At 45.1% G+C, this 15319-nt stretch carries 15 protein-coding genes; 6 read left to right on the forward strand and 9 right to left on the reverse strand.

Annotated elements, in window-relative coordinates:
- Positions 1-107: 107 nt before the first annotated feature.
- From ACED45_RS15685 to ACED45_RS15700, 4 genes are all read left to right on the forward strand, one after another.
- Positions 108-713 (forward strand): LexA family transcriptional regulator, encoded by a 606-nt coding sequence (locus ACED45_RS15685; protein ID WP_123953419.1) that lies wholly within the window; start codon positions 108-110, stop codon positions 711-713.
- 19 nt (positions 714-732) lie between these two features.
- The gene (locus ACED45_RS15690; protein ID WP_136997328.1) at positions 733-1152 is read left to right on the forward strand and encodes a type II toxin-antitoxin system PemK/MazF family toxin; all 420 of its coding nucleotides are present in this window, start codon (positions 733-735) and stop codon (positions 1150-1152) included.
- 698 nt (positions 1153-1850) lie between these two features.
- On the forward strand, positions 1851-2309 hold the full coding sequence (gene zur, locus ACED45_RS15695) for a zinc uptake transcriptional repressor Zur (protein WP_017059941.1): 459 nt from the start codon (positions 1851-1853) through the stop codon (positions 2307-2309).
- Positions 2310-2326: 17 nt separating this feature from the next.
- Complete coding sequence (locus ACED45_RS15700; protein ID WP_017059940.1) at positions 2327-2788, forward strand: chemotaxis protein CheX; 462 nt, start codon at positions 2327-2329, stop codon at positions 2786-2788.
- Between the two features lie 157 nt (positions 2789-2945).
- On the opposite strand, the gene pgi is transcribed toward ACED45_RS15700, so the two are convergent.
- The gene (pgi, locus tag ACED45_RS15705) at positions 2946-4598 is read right to left on the reverse strand and encodes a glucose-6-phosphate isomerase (RefSeq protein ID WP_371714426.1); all 1653 of its coding nucleotides are present in this window, start codon (positions 4596-4598) and stop codon (positions 2946-2948) included.
- Positions 4599-4924: 326 nt separating this feature from the next.
- On the opposite strand from pgi, the gene ACED45_RS15710 reads away from it, so the two are divergent.
- On the forward strand, positions 4925-5344 hold the full coding sequence (locus ACED45_RS15710; protein ID WP_146491335.1) for a secondary thiamine-phosphate synthase enzyme YjbQ: 420 nt from the start codon (positions 4925-4927) through the stop codon (positions 5342-5344).
- Between the two features lie 97 nt (positions 5345-5441).
- Here the strand turns inward: ACED45_RS15710 and ACED45_RS15715 are convergent, their stop codons facing one another.
- The 3 genes from ACED45_RS15715 to ACED45_RS15725 are packed head-to-tail and all read right to left on the reverse strand — an operon-like array spanning position 5442 to position 9150.
- The gene (locus tag ACED45_RS15715) at positions 5442-6647 is read right to left on the reverse strand and encodes a BamA/TamA family outer membrane protein (RefSeq protein ID WP_371714432.1); all 1206 of its coding nucleotides are present in this window, start codon (positions 6645-6647) and stop codon (positions 5442-5444) included.
- Positions 6648-6666: 19 nt separating this feature from the next.
- The gene (gene alr, locus ACED45_RS15720) at positions 6667-7752 is read right to left on the reverse strand and encodes an alanine racemase (RefSeq protein ID WP_017065624.1); all 1086 of its coding nucleotides are present in this window, start codon (positions 7750-7752) and stop codon (positions 6667-6669) included.
- 6 nt (positions 7753-7758) lie between these two features.
- Complete coding sequence (locus ACED45_RS15725) at positions 7759-9150, reverse strand: replicative DNA helicase (protein ID WP_016767560.1); 1392 nt, start codon at positions 9148-9150, stop codon at positions 7759-7761.
- A 176-nt stretch (positions 9151-9326) separates the two neighbouring features.
- On the opposite strand from ACED45_RS15725, the gene ACED45_RS15730 reads away from it, so the two are divergent.
- Positions 9327-10211 carry a DUF481 domain-containing protein gene (locus ACED45_RS15730; protein WP_132982593.1) on the forward strand — a complete coding sequence of 295 codons (885 nt, stop codon included), beginning with the start codon at positions 9327-9329 and terminating at the stop codon, positions 10209-10211.
- A gap of 181 nt (positions 10212-10392) precedes the next feature.
- Here the strand turns inward: ACED45_RS15730 and rplI are convergent, their stop codons facing one another.
- The 5 genes from rplI to rnr all read right to left on the reverse strand — a co-directional run bounded on the left by rplI (position 10393) and on the right by rnr (position 15297).
- A complete protein-coding gene (gene rplI, locus ACED45_RS15735; RefSeq protein WP_010434182.1) occupies positions 10393-10845 on the reverse strand; it encodes a 50S ribosomal protein L9 in 453 nt (150 codons plus the stop codon).
- A gap of 38 nt (positions 10846-10883) precedes the next feature.
- Positions 10884-11111 carry a 30S ribosomal protein S18 gene (rpsR, locus tag ACED45_RS15740; protein WP_000090472.1) on the reverse strand — a complete coding sequence of 76 codons (228 nt, stop codon included), beginning with the start codon at positions 11109-11111 and terminating at the stop codon, positions 10884-10886.
- Positions 11112-11223: 112 nt separating this feature from the next.
- Positions 11224-11613: a 30S ribosomal protein S6 gene (gene rpsF, locus ACED45_RS15745; protein WP_004741278.1), complete on the reverse strand. Its 390-nt coding sequence runs from the start codon at positions 11611-11613 to the stop codon at positions 11224-11226.
- Between the two features lie 269 nt (positions 11614-11882).
- Positions 11883-12623: a 23S rRNA (guanosine(2251)-2'-O)-methyltransferase RlmB gene (gene rlmB / locus ACED45_RS15750; RefSeq protein WP_371714427.1), complete on the reverse strand. Its 741-nt coding sequence runs from the start codon at positions 12621-12623 to the stop codon at positions 11883-11885.
- Positions 12624-12795: 172 nt separating this feature from the next.
- Positions 12796-15297, reverse strand: coding sequence for a ribonuclease R (rnr, locus tag ACED45_RS15755; protein ID WP_371714428.1), 2502 nt, complete (start codon positions 15295-15297; stop codon positions 12796-12798).
- Between the last annotated feature and the right edge of the window lie 22 nt (positions 15298-15319).

A 15319-nucleotide genomic window follows, 5' to 3' on the forward strand; every position in this document is an offset into this window, starting at 1 on the left:
AACTAAGAGCAACTATAATTAACTCAAGAATGTCTCAATGTCGTCATGAGACATTATTGGATCATAATTTACGTATTGCAACACCTTTGAGCACACCGGAGCACTCGATGAGCATTGTAGACGAACAAATATCAGACCTTAAGAAGTTAACTAAAACCTCAAAAAACACTGATTTATCAAAAGCTTTGGGGGTTTCAGCATCAACCATTCAAACGTGGAGAATGCGAGGGAAAATTCCTGAAGATATTTTTCTAAAAGCGAACGAGATCGCACAAAGTGGCTCATTGACTCCAAAAGGCTATTTGGAACTAAAGTTCTTCGATATTGAGGTAAGTGCAGGGCATGGCGCGCTTGTTGAGAAAGAAGAAGAATCGAGCGCAATGGTTTTTAGTGAGCGATTTATTAGGCAGGAGCTTGGCTTCAACCCAAACAATATCTTCCTGATGCCTGTTCGCGGTGACAGCATGATCCCAACTCTTAAGAATCAGAGCGTTGTAATGGTGAACCGCGTTGATGGTTTTTCTACTGATGGAATTTACGTATTCAGATATGACAATCGATTGATGGTGAAGAGGCTTCAGTTCCTACCAAACGGCATCAAGGTAGTGAGTGATAACAGTGCTTATGAAGCATGGGAGCTTGGAAAGGAAGAGATTAAAGGCAACGACTTCGAGATCATCGGTGAAGTAGTTTGGTCAGGACAGAGAATGTAACCTAAAAAAGGAGAATAACTTGGGATTAAAACACTCACCAAAAGTTGGCCAGATACTCATGTGTGATTTCAAGGGAATGAAAGAACCTGAAATGGTAAAGAGACGTCCGGTTATCGTTATAAAGTCTTCTCGTTATGGACCAAAACTAGTACAAGTAGCTTGCCTTAGTACCGCAGCTCCAGAACCACAGATGGACTATCACATGCTAATCGATGATAAATACCTGCCTAGAGATAAATTCTTTGAAGGAAAGGAAACATGGTTGAAAGGCGACATGATTTACACAATGGGATTTGAGCGATTAGACCTGATCAGGTTAGGGTTTGATAATGGTAAAAGAGTTTACTTCGGGCAATCACTTAGCCGAGAAAACATGAAAAATATTTTTACTTGCGTATTACACGGGATGAACCTTGGGCACTTAAGTAATCACCTGTAATACTTAATCTTAATTGCTTCAATTAGAGGTCATTGAAGATTATTGAGGGTCATTGAAGCATATTGAACGCGGTTAAATACTTGCCAGTTCTAGGCTATACATGTAATATTTAATTGTTCCCGCTCCTTTGAGGAAACTCAAAGAGATGCACTAAGACTGTTTTCGTAGGATTACAGCCAGCCCAAAGACAGGTGATAACAAACCTATTGGTGCTGCCGATTTACAGAACCCTCGCTTCGGCGGGGGTTTTCTGTATCTAAGGAATAGCATAGAACGCTACGTGGTACTCCTATGGTACCCCTCGAACTAGCTCAGCCCTTGCTAAGGCTGCTTAATCAATCCAATCGAGCATTGGAGCGACAGACAACCTACATGAATGTGTCATGGCAAAGTACCCTAGTAGCGAGTCAAAAAAATATGCTGGAATACCCAGCAAAAGCAAGGTCGGCTATTGTAAATGCTATGCCCTGTTTGTGCTATATGAACTTTGCCTCACACTTTTTTATAAACCTATTCACCAGATCTCTAATTCAGCCTCACTAATCAGTTATGCCTTGAGTCACACTGTCATTTTGAGTTACCTTGTCTTATTCAAAGTCGTGGGTCACAATACGCTCTGTACCTGACTTTAATAGAAATCAATGGCTCCTTAGCCGAAATAACCTGAAAATAGGGTTTGTTTAAGGATGTCCGATTGAATGGTGAAGAATTTGGACCACACATTAATAGAGCAAGTTGAAGGGATATGCGCATCTCGTGGCGTTAGATTAACGCCTCAAAGAAAGCGAGTGTTTGAGCTCATCCTCTCTAATAAGAAAGCCTCTAGTGCTTATGAATTATTAGAGCAATTGAAAGTCAGTGAGCCGCAAGCCAAGCCACCTACAGTATATCGCGCTTTGGATTTCTTGTTGGAGCAAGGTTTCATTCACAGAGTTGAGTCAACCAATAGCTTTATATGCTGCTGTTCTTGTAATGCCAACAAACATTTCTCCCAACTACTGATCTGCGATAAATGTGGCACTGTGATAGAACTGCAAGACGATGCGCTTGTCACCCTACTCGCCAGTAACGCTGAGAAGCATGGCTTTCAATTGACTAATCATGTCATTGAATCGCATGGCATTTGCCAATCTTGCTCCTCCGAGATGAAAGAATAAGATTATAGAAGAACATTATGCGCGCTGAATTTGTAAACCCGTTTTTAGCTTCTTTGATGAACGTATTAAAAACGATGGCTTCTCTAGAATTGAAGCCACAAAAACCGAGAGTTAAGAAAGATGAAATCGCTCGTGGTGATGTATCCGGCCTAATTGGTATGGTGGGTACACAATCTCGTGGCTCAATGTCGATCACCTTTGATGAAGGTCTCGCCCTCGAAATCATGGAAAACATGCTCGGTGAACGACCAAACGGCCTCAACGAAGAAGTAACCGATATGGTGGGTGAAATCACTAACATGGTGACTGGCGGTGCAAAACGTATTCTTGCTGAAAGCGGCTTCGACTTCGACATGGCAACTCCAATCGTGGTTTCCGGTAAAGGGCATACTATTCGTCACAAGTGTGACGGGGCAATCATCATCATGCCTTTCTCATCTCAATGGGGTAATGCTTTCATCGAGATCTGTTTCGAATAGAAATAGTCACTGTAAGTATTTAGAATATTTAAGAGGCTGACAGACACGTCAGCCTTTTTATTACCTGCGATTTAACCATTGCTTGCTCTACAGATACAAAAACGCCAACCCGAAGGTTGGCGTTTTACATTTATTACTTAGTTTTACTCAAACAGTCTTAAGCTTTCAGCGCTTTAAATGCGTTGATTAGACCATTCGTTGAGCTGTCGTGAGACGTTACTTGAGCATCATCAGCAAGCTCTGGAAGAATTTGGTTTGCTAGTTGCTTACCAAGTTCTACGCCCCATTGGTCGAAGCTGAAGATATTCCAGATAACACCTTGAACGAAGATCTTGTGCTCGTACATCGCGATTAGGTTACCTAAAGAGCGAGGTGTAATTTGCTTAACAAGAATAGAGTTCGTTGGGCGGTTACCTTCAAACACTTTGAAAGGTACTAGCTCAGCAACTTCTTCAGCTGTTTTGCCAGCAGCTAGGAATTCAGCTTCCACAGTTTCTTTTGTCTTACCGAATGCTAGTGCTTCAGTTTGAGCAAAGAAGTTAGACATCAGCTTCTGGTGGTGATCAGATGCTGGGTTGTGACTGATAGCAGGCGCAATGAAGTCTGATGGGATCAGCTTAGTACCTTGGTGAATCAGTTGGTAGAAAGCGTGCTGGCCGTTTGTACCAGGTTCACCCCAGATGATAGGACCTGTTTGGTACTCTACCGGGTTGCCTTCGCGGTCTACAAACTTACCGTTCGATTCCATGTTACCTTGCTGGAAGTAAGCAGCAAAACGGTGCATGTATTGATCGTAAGGTAGGATTGCTTCTGACTCAGCGCCGTGGAAGTTGTTGTACCAAATGCCGATAAGCGCAAGGATAACTGGGATGTTGCTTTCAAACTCAGTTGAAGCAAAGTGGTTATCCATCTCGTGAGCGCCATCTAATAGCTCTACGAAGTTATCGAAGCCAACAGATAGTGAGATAGAAAGGCCGATTGCAGACCATAGTGAGTAACGACCACCAACCCAGTCCCAGAATTCAAACATGTTGTCAGTATCAATACCAAACTCAGCGACCGCAGTTGCGTTAGTTGATAGTGCTGCGAAGTGTTTAGCTACGTGTGCGTTATCACCCGCTTCAGCCAAGAACCAATCACGAGCAGAGTGCGCGTTAGTCATTGTTTCTTGAGTAGTGAATGTTTTAGATGCCACTAAGAATAGTGTCGTTTCTGGGTTTAGAGGCTTAAGTGTCTCAACAATGTGAGTGCCATCTACGTTAGAAACGAAGTGCATGTTTAGACGAGTTTTGTATGGCGTTAGCGCTTCAGTCACCATGTATGGACCAAGGTCCGAACCGCCGATACCGATGTTAACTACATCAGTGATCTCTTTACCTGTGTAACCTTTCCACTCACCAGAAACGATACGGTGTGTGAACAGCTCCATTTTTGCTAGTACTGCATTTACTGCTGGCATTACGTCCTTGCCATCAACCATTACTGGCTTATCACTACGGTTACGTAGAGCAGTGTGAAGCACTGAACGACCTTCAGTCTTGTTGATTGCATCACCACCGAACATTGCTTCAATTGCAGACTTAACTTCAGTCTCGTTCGCAAGAGCAAATAGGTGCTGCATAGTTTCAGCATCGATAAGGTTCTTAGAGTAATCGACTAAGATGTCAGAACCGAAACGAGTAGAAAAGCTCTCGAAACGCTTTGCATCTTGAGCAAACAGCTCTTTCATATCCATATCTTGAGCAGACTCAAAATGTGCCGTTAGAGCTTTCCACGCTTGTGTATGCGTTGGGTTGATATTTTTCAACATGGTATCTATCCCGATGTTACTGTAGGTTTTATTCTAAACGTCACCTAGGTGATGAATAGAACCCCCGATTAGGCGAAAGTTTATATTTTTCTGTGATGACCAAACCGCGCCACCACTGAAAGATTCTTTGTAATTTTTTTTCACGACGTATTATGCCGCATATGAAGAGCTGTACCTTGAGATAAATCAGGATTAGATTTCCTGACAGAAGAATCGGTACAGACTCTAGCTCTAACATAATTAAATGTGAGCGAGACCTGATAAATTCAAGTTCAAAAGATAGCGTTAAACCACTTTTTTTCCAAATACATTATAAAGGATGGCGTATGTGGATTCAGAAGACTATACACCTAAATGCACGAAAGCGTGGATTCCATCTCATTACTGATGAAATTGAACAACAGATACACGATATCAATTCTCTATCTGTTGGTTTATTACATCTTTTTATCCAACATACCTCTGCCAGCCTCACGCTAAACGAGAACGCTGATCCTACCGTCCGTACCGATATGGAATCACACTTTAATAAGTTTGTACCTGAGCGAGCACCCTACTACAGACACACCTATGAAGGCGATGATGACATGCCAGCCCACATTAAAGCATCGACACTTGGCACCAGTGTGACAATACCAATTAGCAATGGTCGTTTAGCTTTAGGAACATGGCAGGGCATTTACTTAGGTGAGCATCGAGATTGTGGTGGCAGCCGTACGGTTGTTGCTACGATTCAAGGTGAGTAGACGGTTTGAAAGCTAGATCTTCTTAATAAAAAAGAGTGGTGTGTTTCCACAACCACTCTTATAAAAATAGTATTTGGCCTACTGCAGGCCGAAAGCTTTAGAAGGGCTGATTTATCATGACCCTAAAGGTCCCTTCGTCACCACCTCGCGCCAACTCAGCACGTACAACAATGCCTTCCACTTGGAAACGAACCGCGCCACCTAAGCTCCATTTCATATCCGAGTGCAGTGTTTTTATATCGTACTCATCCGCAACGCGCCCGGCTTCGGCAAACGCTACCCATTGCCACCAAGGCAAATCGTAATAGTTAATCAGCGGGATATCACCCAAAGGTTGCCAGTCAGGAATCACTCGGTACTCAGCAGAGTAATGAACCGCAGAACGTCCGTGGTAGCGACCTCCGGTATAACCTCGTAATCGATACAAACCACCCAATCGAGCTTGCTCAGTTTCCGGTGGGCGAGCACAATCTTGCCCAGAGCAGTTATCCCAGGTTGGTGTATCAACAGTATAGAAATCGAGCGCCACGACTTGTTGGTCGAACAGGTCACCTAAAGGGCCTAATGCGAAGTACTGACTGTTTTGGAACGTCCACTTCAACCATAAATCGTCGTTAGACCAGCTTTCTGCGCCAGTGGTGAATTCAAGGTTAGTATGAGAGCCCGTGGTTGGGTTACGTGTGCTATCCCGGTTATCCCAATCAAACGCTAAGCTAAAGCCTGTCGCCTCTTCAGAATTGTTTAAGCCTTCTAACTCTCGGGAGGTATAAAAAGGCGTAAAGACAATCGAACTGACACCCGACTCTAATGGAGAAGCAAAGCTCACGTCTTTGATGGGTTGAAATGCCCCTAACAAGCCATGCTCTGCAACATTGCCCCAAGGCAGCAGATACTTAAACTCAAACTGATAGTTTTCTTCTAAGCCATCGGCAATGGTTTTGTCATCAATAGATGAGTCATTATCGCCTTGGGAACCAAGGTAATACGGGTTGTCGTTGAAGCGAGCTTGATACATCTGAGTGCTGAATAAAACATTCTCAGACAAAGCGTAGTTAAAGGCAGATAAGAAACCGACATAACTGTCTTTATCTGAATAAAGCGCCATACCAAACAGGGCAGCTTGAGGTTGCCAAACACCCTTTGCGACACCAGCAACCCCAAAAGTATTACCCATGGTTTCGGTGCTGAAGTAGAAAGGGACAAAGGCCGAGTCTTTTTCTTCGCTAAGGGCTGAAGAAGAAAAGCTGACACCGAGTAGCGCCATTGCTGACATCACTAGGTGTCGAGTCGTTCGCTTGAACATCATTTAATTAGACCCATAGCTACTTCACATACTCCATCGCGACACGCGAAGTCAGCTTAGTAACGAGCTCGTAAGCGATAGTGCCAATATGTTCCGCAACTTCTTCTGAAGGTAAATCTTTACCCCATAGCGTCGCTTCATCGCCGACTTTATCTGCCGCATCAGGGCCTAGGTCAACCGTTAGCATGTCCATTGATACACGTCCTGCGATCGGTACTTTTCGACCGTTAACGAACACTGGAGTGCCGTTAGGTGCAGTGCGAGGATAACCATCACCGTAACCAATCGCGATAACACCAACTTTGGTATCACGTTCACTGGTCCAGTTTCCGCCATAACCCACACTCTCACCGGCTTTCACATCGCGCACTGCAATCAGGTGTGAGGTCAGGGTCATCACTGGCAAAAATCCAAGCTCTTGCGCTGATTTATCCACAAACGGAGACACACCGTAAGAGATGATTCCCGGACGAACCCAATCAAGGTGGCTGTCAGGCCAAGCGAGTAAACCCGCAGAGGCAGCAAGTGAACGCTCACCTTCACAGCCTTCGGTAAGAGACAAGAAAAGCTCGGTCTGTTCAACGGTGGTTGCTCTATCCAGTTCATCAGCACAACCGAAATGGCTCATGTAACGTAGAGGTTTGGCAACATTCGCACATTGATGCAAACGCTCAACAAAGTTTTGATATTGCTCAGGGCGAACACCTAATCGGTGCATACCACTGTCGACTTTTAGCCATACCACAACGGGGGTTTCCAAATCCGCATTCTCTAGCGCGCTTAATTGCTCTTCACAATGCACCACAGTTTGAATGTTATTGGTCACCAAAATTGGCAAATCGCCCGAAGAGTAAAACCCTTCCAGCAACAAAATAGGTTTAACAATGCCACCAGCACGAAGTTGTAACGCTTCTTCAATACGCGCCACACCGAATGCATCAGAGCTTTTTGAATGCTTGGCAATATGCAGTAAGCCGTGTCCGTAGCCATTGGCTTTCACAACAGACATAACCTTACACTGAGGAGCCTTCGACTTTATCTGGTTCAGGTTATGTTCGAGCGCGTTTAAGTCAATGCTCGCCGTCGCCGCTTTCATGTAAGTCATTAGCGATTACTCATCATCAAATGCAGGGCCTGCATAGTTATCAAATCGGGAGTGTTGGCCTTGGAACGTAAGACGAACCGAACCGATCGGACCGTTACGTTGCTTACCAAGGATGATCTCAGCAATGCCTTTCAGTGAACTATCTGGGTTATAAACCTCATCACGATAGATAAACATGATTAAGTCGGCATCTTGCTCAATCGAACCTGATTCACGCAAATCCGAGTTTACTGGACGTTTATCAGCACGTTGCTCTAGGGAACGGTTAAGCTGAGAAAGTGCGACAACCGGAACATTCAGTTCTTTTGCTAACGCTTTCAATGAGCGAGAAATCTCGGCGATCTCAAGAGTACGGTTATCAGATAACGAAGGTACACGCATTAATTGAAGGTAATCTATCATGATCATAGAGATACCATCGTGTTCACGAGCGATACGTCGAGCACGAGAACGTACTTCGGTTGGAGTCAGGCCCGAGCTGTCATCGATATACATATTCTTCTTATCCATCAGAATACCCATACTCGACGAAATACGAGCCCAATCTTCATCGTCTAACTGACCGGTACGAATCTTGGTTTGGTCAACTCGAGAAAGTGACGCAAGCATACGCATCATCAGCTGTTCGGCTGGCATCTCTAACGAGAAAATTAAAACAGGTTTGTCTTGCTTCATCGCTGCGTTTTCACACAAGTTCATCGCAAACGTGGTTTTACCCATCGATGGACGAGCAGCAACGATGATTAAGTCAGAACCTTGCAGACCTGCTGTTTTCTTATTGAGGTCGTTGAAACCTGTATCGACACCGGTCACACCATCTTGCGGTGTTTTATACAAGATCTCGATACGTTCTAGTGTCTTCTCTAGAATGCTATCAACGTTTTGTGGACCTTCGTTTTCACTTGCACGGCCTTCGGCAATCGCGAAGACTTTACTTTCAGCCAGATCAACAAGCTCTTCCGATGTACGACCTTGAGGATCATAACCAGAATCAGCAATCTCATTTGCGACACCAATCAGGCTACGAACAAGTGCACGCTGCGCCACGATATCCGCATAGGCGTTGATGTTTGCGGCACTTGGGGTGTTTTTCGCTAGGTCAGCAAGGTAGGCAAAGCCACCCACTTCTTCAAGTTGCTCACGCAGCTCTAAATGTTCAGAGAGTGTAATAAGATCCAGAGGAGAACTTTCTTCAAGGATATCCTTTACCGCTTCAAAGATCAGACGGTGAGGACGGCTATAAAAGTCTTTGGCCACAACCTTTTCAGCAACCGTATCCCAGCGTTCGTTATCCAATAACAAACCGCCAATAACAGATTGCTCAGCTTCTAATGAATGTGGCGGGACCTTGATGGCGTCCACCTGATCGTTGGCTGATTTCTGACTTTTGGTATCCACTATGACTACACTCAATAACTAATAATGATCGTTCATTATACCCAAGAACATCCGTTTGTAATCCGATCCTATGAGTTTGTTTTATTCTTCAGGAAGAATTTACCTATTGCTGACGGAATTAACCAAGGGTAGCATTACGATCCTGCCATTCATTCACTGTATAACTTGAGGTATGCGTGTCCAAATTATTGGCTCTGAGCACTGGTCTTCTAAGCATCGGCCTCCTGAGCACTCCGTTGGCCTTAGCTGATGATACTAAAGCCTCTGTTGATGCAATCCTCGACTCTATAGTAGTACCAGAACCTACTGCTGAGCCGATCGTCGTTGCACCGACATCTGAAGAAAAAGATATGGATATCGCACCGAATGATACGAGTGATACAGAACTGCCGAACCCACTGAAAACAGAAGTCGAATTTGGATATCAGTCGCATACTGGTAATTCTGATTCACGGTCGCTTAACGCACGCCTTAACGGTGAATACACGGCAGGCCGTCATAGAACCAGTGGTGAATGGAAATACTACAACCTCTACAAAGATGGCGAAGAAGATAAAAGGCAGTCAACTTACTCGGCTCAGAGTGACTACAAGTTAAGCCCTAAAACCTATCTCTACGGCAGCTTTAAAGGTGTCGATTCTCGATACAGCGCCTACTTTAAGGACTACACCGTTTCTAGTGGTCTGGGTTACCAGTTTTCGAATACCGAAGAGTTTGTGCTGGAAGTCGAAGTTGGGCCTGGTTTTCGTTACCAAGAGCCAAATCTTGATGAGCTAGACGACGATGACATCATCTTTCCGGAGATTGTTGAAGAAGCGATTTTTCGTGGCAACGTGAATACGTCTTGGCAGGTCTTGAAGAATTTACAGCTCAAGGCAGACGTGACGCTTGTGTCTGGCCACAGTAACCTAAAGTTTGATACCGAACTCGAAGCCATCAATGATATTACCGACAATATCGCACTAAAGATCGCTCACTCTCGCCAATACCACGATAAAGTGCCTGAAGGATTAAGCAAAGAAGACTCTATTCTATCTATCAACCTGCTATTCCAATTCTAATCTTAAGACTACTTCTAACCTTGAGAACGACCAGTTCAGCAATAACAGCTTATGGATCACTGTAAGCTTTTTACTTACCAGAGTTCTTCCTTGTACTTTCCTATATTCCAGACATAAAAAAACACCAGCCGAAGCTGGTGTTTAAAACTTTCAAAAGAAAGAATTCGTCTTGGTACTGAAATTACTCAGCTGCAACGATAGCGATTTTCGCAGTAGCAAAAACTTCAGAGTGAAGTTGGATGCTTACTTCGAATTCGCCGATGTTACGTAGAGCGCCTTCAGGTAGGCGTACTTCGCTCTTAGCTACTGCAACACCTGCCGCTGTAATAGCGTCAGCGATGTCACGAGTACCGATAGAACCGAATAGTTTACCTTCGTCACCAGCTTTAGAAGCGATTGTAACGCCTTCTAGAGTGTTAACGCTCTCTGCACGAGCTTCAGCAGCAGCTAGTTGCTCAGCAACTTTAGCTTCTAGTTCAGCACGACGAGTTTCGAACATAGCAACGTTGTCTTTAGTTGCCATAACTGCTTTACCCTGTGGGATAAGGAAGTTACGAGCGTAACCAGATTTAACGTTTACTTGGTCGCCAAGGCCACCTAGGTTACCGATCTTATCAAGTAGAATAACTTGCATTATCTTAGTCCTCTTAAACTATTATTAACTATTACCGATTACTGATGCTTGTCAGTGTACGGTAGTAGAGCTAGGTAACGAGAACGCTTGATAGCGCGAGCTAGTTGACGCTGGTACTTAGCGCTTGTACCAGTGATACGGCTAGGTACGATTTTACCAGCTTCAGTGATGTAGTTTTTAAGAGTTGCTACGTCTTTGTAGTCAATCTCTTGTACGCCTTCTGCAGTGAAACGGCAGAATTTACGACGACGGAAGAAACGAGCCATGGGCTATCTCCTGATCTTAAATTTAGTAAAGCGGTCTTTCACAATTATCGAAATAACTATCAACGACCTAAAACAAGTTGAGAATTTTTTAAGGCGTTAAGCCAAAAAAGAATTACTCAGCAGCTGCTTCTGGTTTAGCTTCTGTACGCTCTTCGCGACGAGGAGCACGCTCTGCACGCTCTTCTTTTTGCTTAAGCATAATAGATTGCTCAGTCACAGCGCCTTTAGTGCGCATGATCATGTTACGTAGAACTGCATCGTTGAAACGGAAAGCAGTTTCTAGCTCGTCAATCACTTCTTGACCAGCTTCAACGTTCATAAGAACGTAGTGAGCTTTGTGAAGCTTGTTGATTGGGTAAGCCATTTGACGACGACCCCAGTCTTCTAGACGGTGGATAGTACCGCCAGCTTCAGTGATAGAACCAGTGTAACGCTCGATCATGCCAGCAACTTGCTCGCTTTGATCAGGGTGAACCATGAATACGATTTCGTAATGACGCATTTGGTTGCTCCTTACGGATTATTAGCTTCCACGAGTGGCCCGGTCGTCCAGAGGAAGCAAGGAACTAAAGATAAATGACCGAGTTTTAAGGACGGCAAATATTATAGAAAGAACCCTGTATTGGCAAGTGATATTTGGCGAATAATGAAACAGTTTTTCTTTCGCCATCTAGCCATCCAGTAATCGCAATTTCCACCCTATTTGAGCAGATAAAACAAACGCCCACCACCTAAGTAATGAGCGTTTAATATTTGAATATTTTCAATCTATTACTGAGCTAAACGCTGACGTACCGCTTCGAACAGACAGATACCTGATGCTACCGAAACGTTTAGGCTCGACACGCTACCTGCCATTGGGATCTTAATTAGGTCATCACAGGTTTCACGCGTTAGACGACGCATACCGTCACCTTCTGCACCCATAACTACCGCAAGAGGGCCCGTTAGCTTCGCTTGGTAGATATCATGCGTTGCTTCACCTGCCGTACCCACAAACCATACGCCCTGCTCTTGCAGTGCACGCATTGTGCGAGCCAGGTTAGTTACACGTACTAGAGGAACCGTTTCAGCCGCACCACATGCAACCTTGCTTACCGTTGCCGTTAACGGCGAAGAACGGTCTTTCGGTACGATAACTGCCGCCACACCAGCAGCATCCGCGTTACGCAGACAAGCACCTAGATTGTGCGGGTCTGTTACGCCATCTAGAACCAGCAGCAAAGGCTGTTCGTACTGCGCTAGGATATCATCTAGGTGAGTTTCATTAAGCTGCTTAGCAGGCTTCACCTTAGCAATAAGACCTTGGTGATTCGCACCTTGTGCTTTTTCATCCAGCGGCTTACGACCCATCTGTTGAATCGACACACCAAACTGTTGCAGTTGGTTCAGTAATGGAAGAAGACGCTCGTCTTGGCGACCTTTCAGTACATACGCTTCAATAAAACGTGCAGGATCTTTTTCTAGTACGGCTTTCACCGCGTGAATACCGTAAATAAATTCGTTACTCATTGTCTCAACTTACTCTTATTACTCAGAGAAGAATGACATCAAACCCGATGCATCCACCTCTGTATTGTTTATTTCGAGAGTATGCGTCTTACGCCTGATACTCTCGCAGTTAGATACGCTCATATTAAATGAGTTAGGCGCTAAACCTGATTAGCAGAGCGCCTTATTGACCTTAAGGCTTATCAGCCTTTGGCTTACGGCTTGCAGCACGCTTTTTCTTAGCGCGAGCTTTAGCAGCACCAGTTTTATTCGCTGGCTTTTTCTTCTTAGCAGAGCTTTCACTGCTTCCATCAGGTCGCTTAGTTGGCTCAACCATAGGCTTCGCTGCTACACCCGGCTTATTGCTCTTCACTGCTGAGCGCTTCTTGCTTTTCGCCTTTTTCATCGCTTCTGCTGCACGCTTCTTGGCTGTTTTGCCTTTACCGCGCGGCTGACGATCGGTGTCTTCTAAGTCAAAGTCGATTTGGCGAGTTTCTAAGTTAACCGCAGAAACCTTCACTTTAACCGAATCACCCAAGCGGTAGATATTACCAGAGCTTTCACCCACGAGACGCTGACCAACAGCATCAAATTGGTAGTAATCGTTCGCTAGCGCTGAGATATGTACCAAGCCATCGATGTGCAGTTCAGTTAGACGAACAAAGAAGCCGAAGCCAGTCACGTTGGCAATCACGCCATCCATCACTTCACCGACATGGTCTTGCATGTATTCGCACTTCAACCAGTCGTTCACTTCACGCGTTGCGTCATCAGCACGACGTTCAGTCATTGAACACTGCTCGCCGTAGAAATCCATATCATCGAAAGTGTAGTGGTAACCACCCGTTGGCGTCCAACGTTCGCTGTTACGACCACCTTCTTTCGCAATAAGGTACTTAATCGCACGGTGCAATAGCAAGTCAGGGTAACGACGAATCGGCGAGGTAAAGTGAGCATAGCGTTTAAGAGCTAAACCAAAGTGACCCGCGTTGTCCGCGTTGTAGACCGCTTGCTTCATCGAGCGCAGTAGCATGGTTTGGATTAACTCACGATCTTCACGTTCGTTAATCTGTTGCATCAGTTGCGCGTAGTCTACCGGAGATGGTGAAAGACCACCTTCCAGCGTTAAACCTAATTCACTTAAGAAGCTCTTGAAGCCCATTAAGCGCTCTTCGCCCGGAGTTTCGTGAACACGGTACAGCGCAGGCTCTTTCGCTTTTTCTACGTAAGATGCCGATGCGATGTTTGCCAGAATCATACACTCTTCGATGATCTTATGTGCGTCGTTACGTACTACCGGTTCAATACGGTCGATCTTACGATCCGCATTGAAGATAAATTTGGTTTCAACGGTTTCAAACTCAATCGCACCACGCTCATCACGCGTTTTCTTAAGCACCTTGTACATCTTATGAAGCTCTTCAAGGTGCGGTACTTCTGGTTCGTAACGCTCACGAAGTTCTTCATTGCCATCTAAGATCGCGCCTACTTTGTTGTAAGTAAGACGAGCATGAGAGTTCATTACCGCTTCGTAGTGCTTGTAACCCGACAGCTTACCTTTGTCTGAGATAGTCATCTCACACACCATACATAAACGGTCTACTTGAGGGTTCAATGAACACAAACCATTTGAAAGCACTTCAGGCAGCATTGGTACAACTTGTGACGGGAAGTATACCGAGTTACCACGGTTAATCGCCTCTTTGTCTAGCGCTGTATCTGGGCGAACGTAGTAACTTACGTCAGCAATCGCTACCCATAGGCGCCAGCCGCCACCTTTCTTCGCTTCACAATAAACCGCATCATCGAAGTCACGCGCATCTTCACCATCAATCGTAACCAATGGCAGCTTACGCAGGTCTACACGTCCTTCTTTTGCTTCTTCAGGAACATGCTCACCTAGGTTTTCGATTTGTTTATCTACCGCTTCAGGCCACTCTTGTGGGATCTGGTGAGTACGAATCGCGATCTGCGTTTCCATACCCGGCGCCATATTCTCACCAAGAACTTCGGTCACTTTACCCATCATGTTACGAGAACGACCGCCGCGATCCGTAATTTCAATCACAACCACATTACCCATTCGAGCACCGCCTTTATGCTCAGTAGGGATCTGGATGTCGTGACTAATACGCGAATCATCAGCAACAACATAAGAATGGCCGTACTCTAGGAAGAAGCGACCAACAAGTGGCGTTTTACGCTCTTCAAGCACACGAACCAAGCGGCCTTCACGACGGCCACGCTTACTGTTATCAGTAGGCTGAACCAATACGTAATCACCATGCATGATGGTTTTCATCTGATGATGCGGCAGCACGATATCATTGTCTTTACCCACACTGCCGTCTGGGCGAACCCAACCATGACCGTCTTTATGACCAATCACATAGCCTTTGATCAGCTCCATCTTCTCAGGCAATGCGTAGCACTGACGACGAGTAAAGATAAGCTGCCCATCACGCTCCATTGCACGTAAACGACGACGCAGCCCTTCATATTGTTCCTCTCCAGCAAGACCCAAAGCTTCGAATAGATCGTTGCGGTTCATCGGAATATTCGCGTCTGTTAGAAACGAAATAATGAACTCTCGGCTTGGTACTGGATTATCGTAATTTTTCGACTCTCGGTCGGCAAAAGGATCAACAGTTGTTGTCGCTGTCGTGTTTTCTGACGTTGGTGTGTTTTTTGACATAGGCGGGCCTGCTTAAGCAAGG

The organism is Vibrio crassostreae (genome assembly GCF_041439375.1).
Lineage (GTDB): Bacteria > Pseudomonadota > Gammaproteobacteria > Enterobacterales > Vibrionaceae > Vibrio > Vibrio crassostreae_D.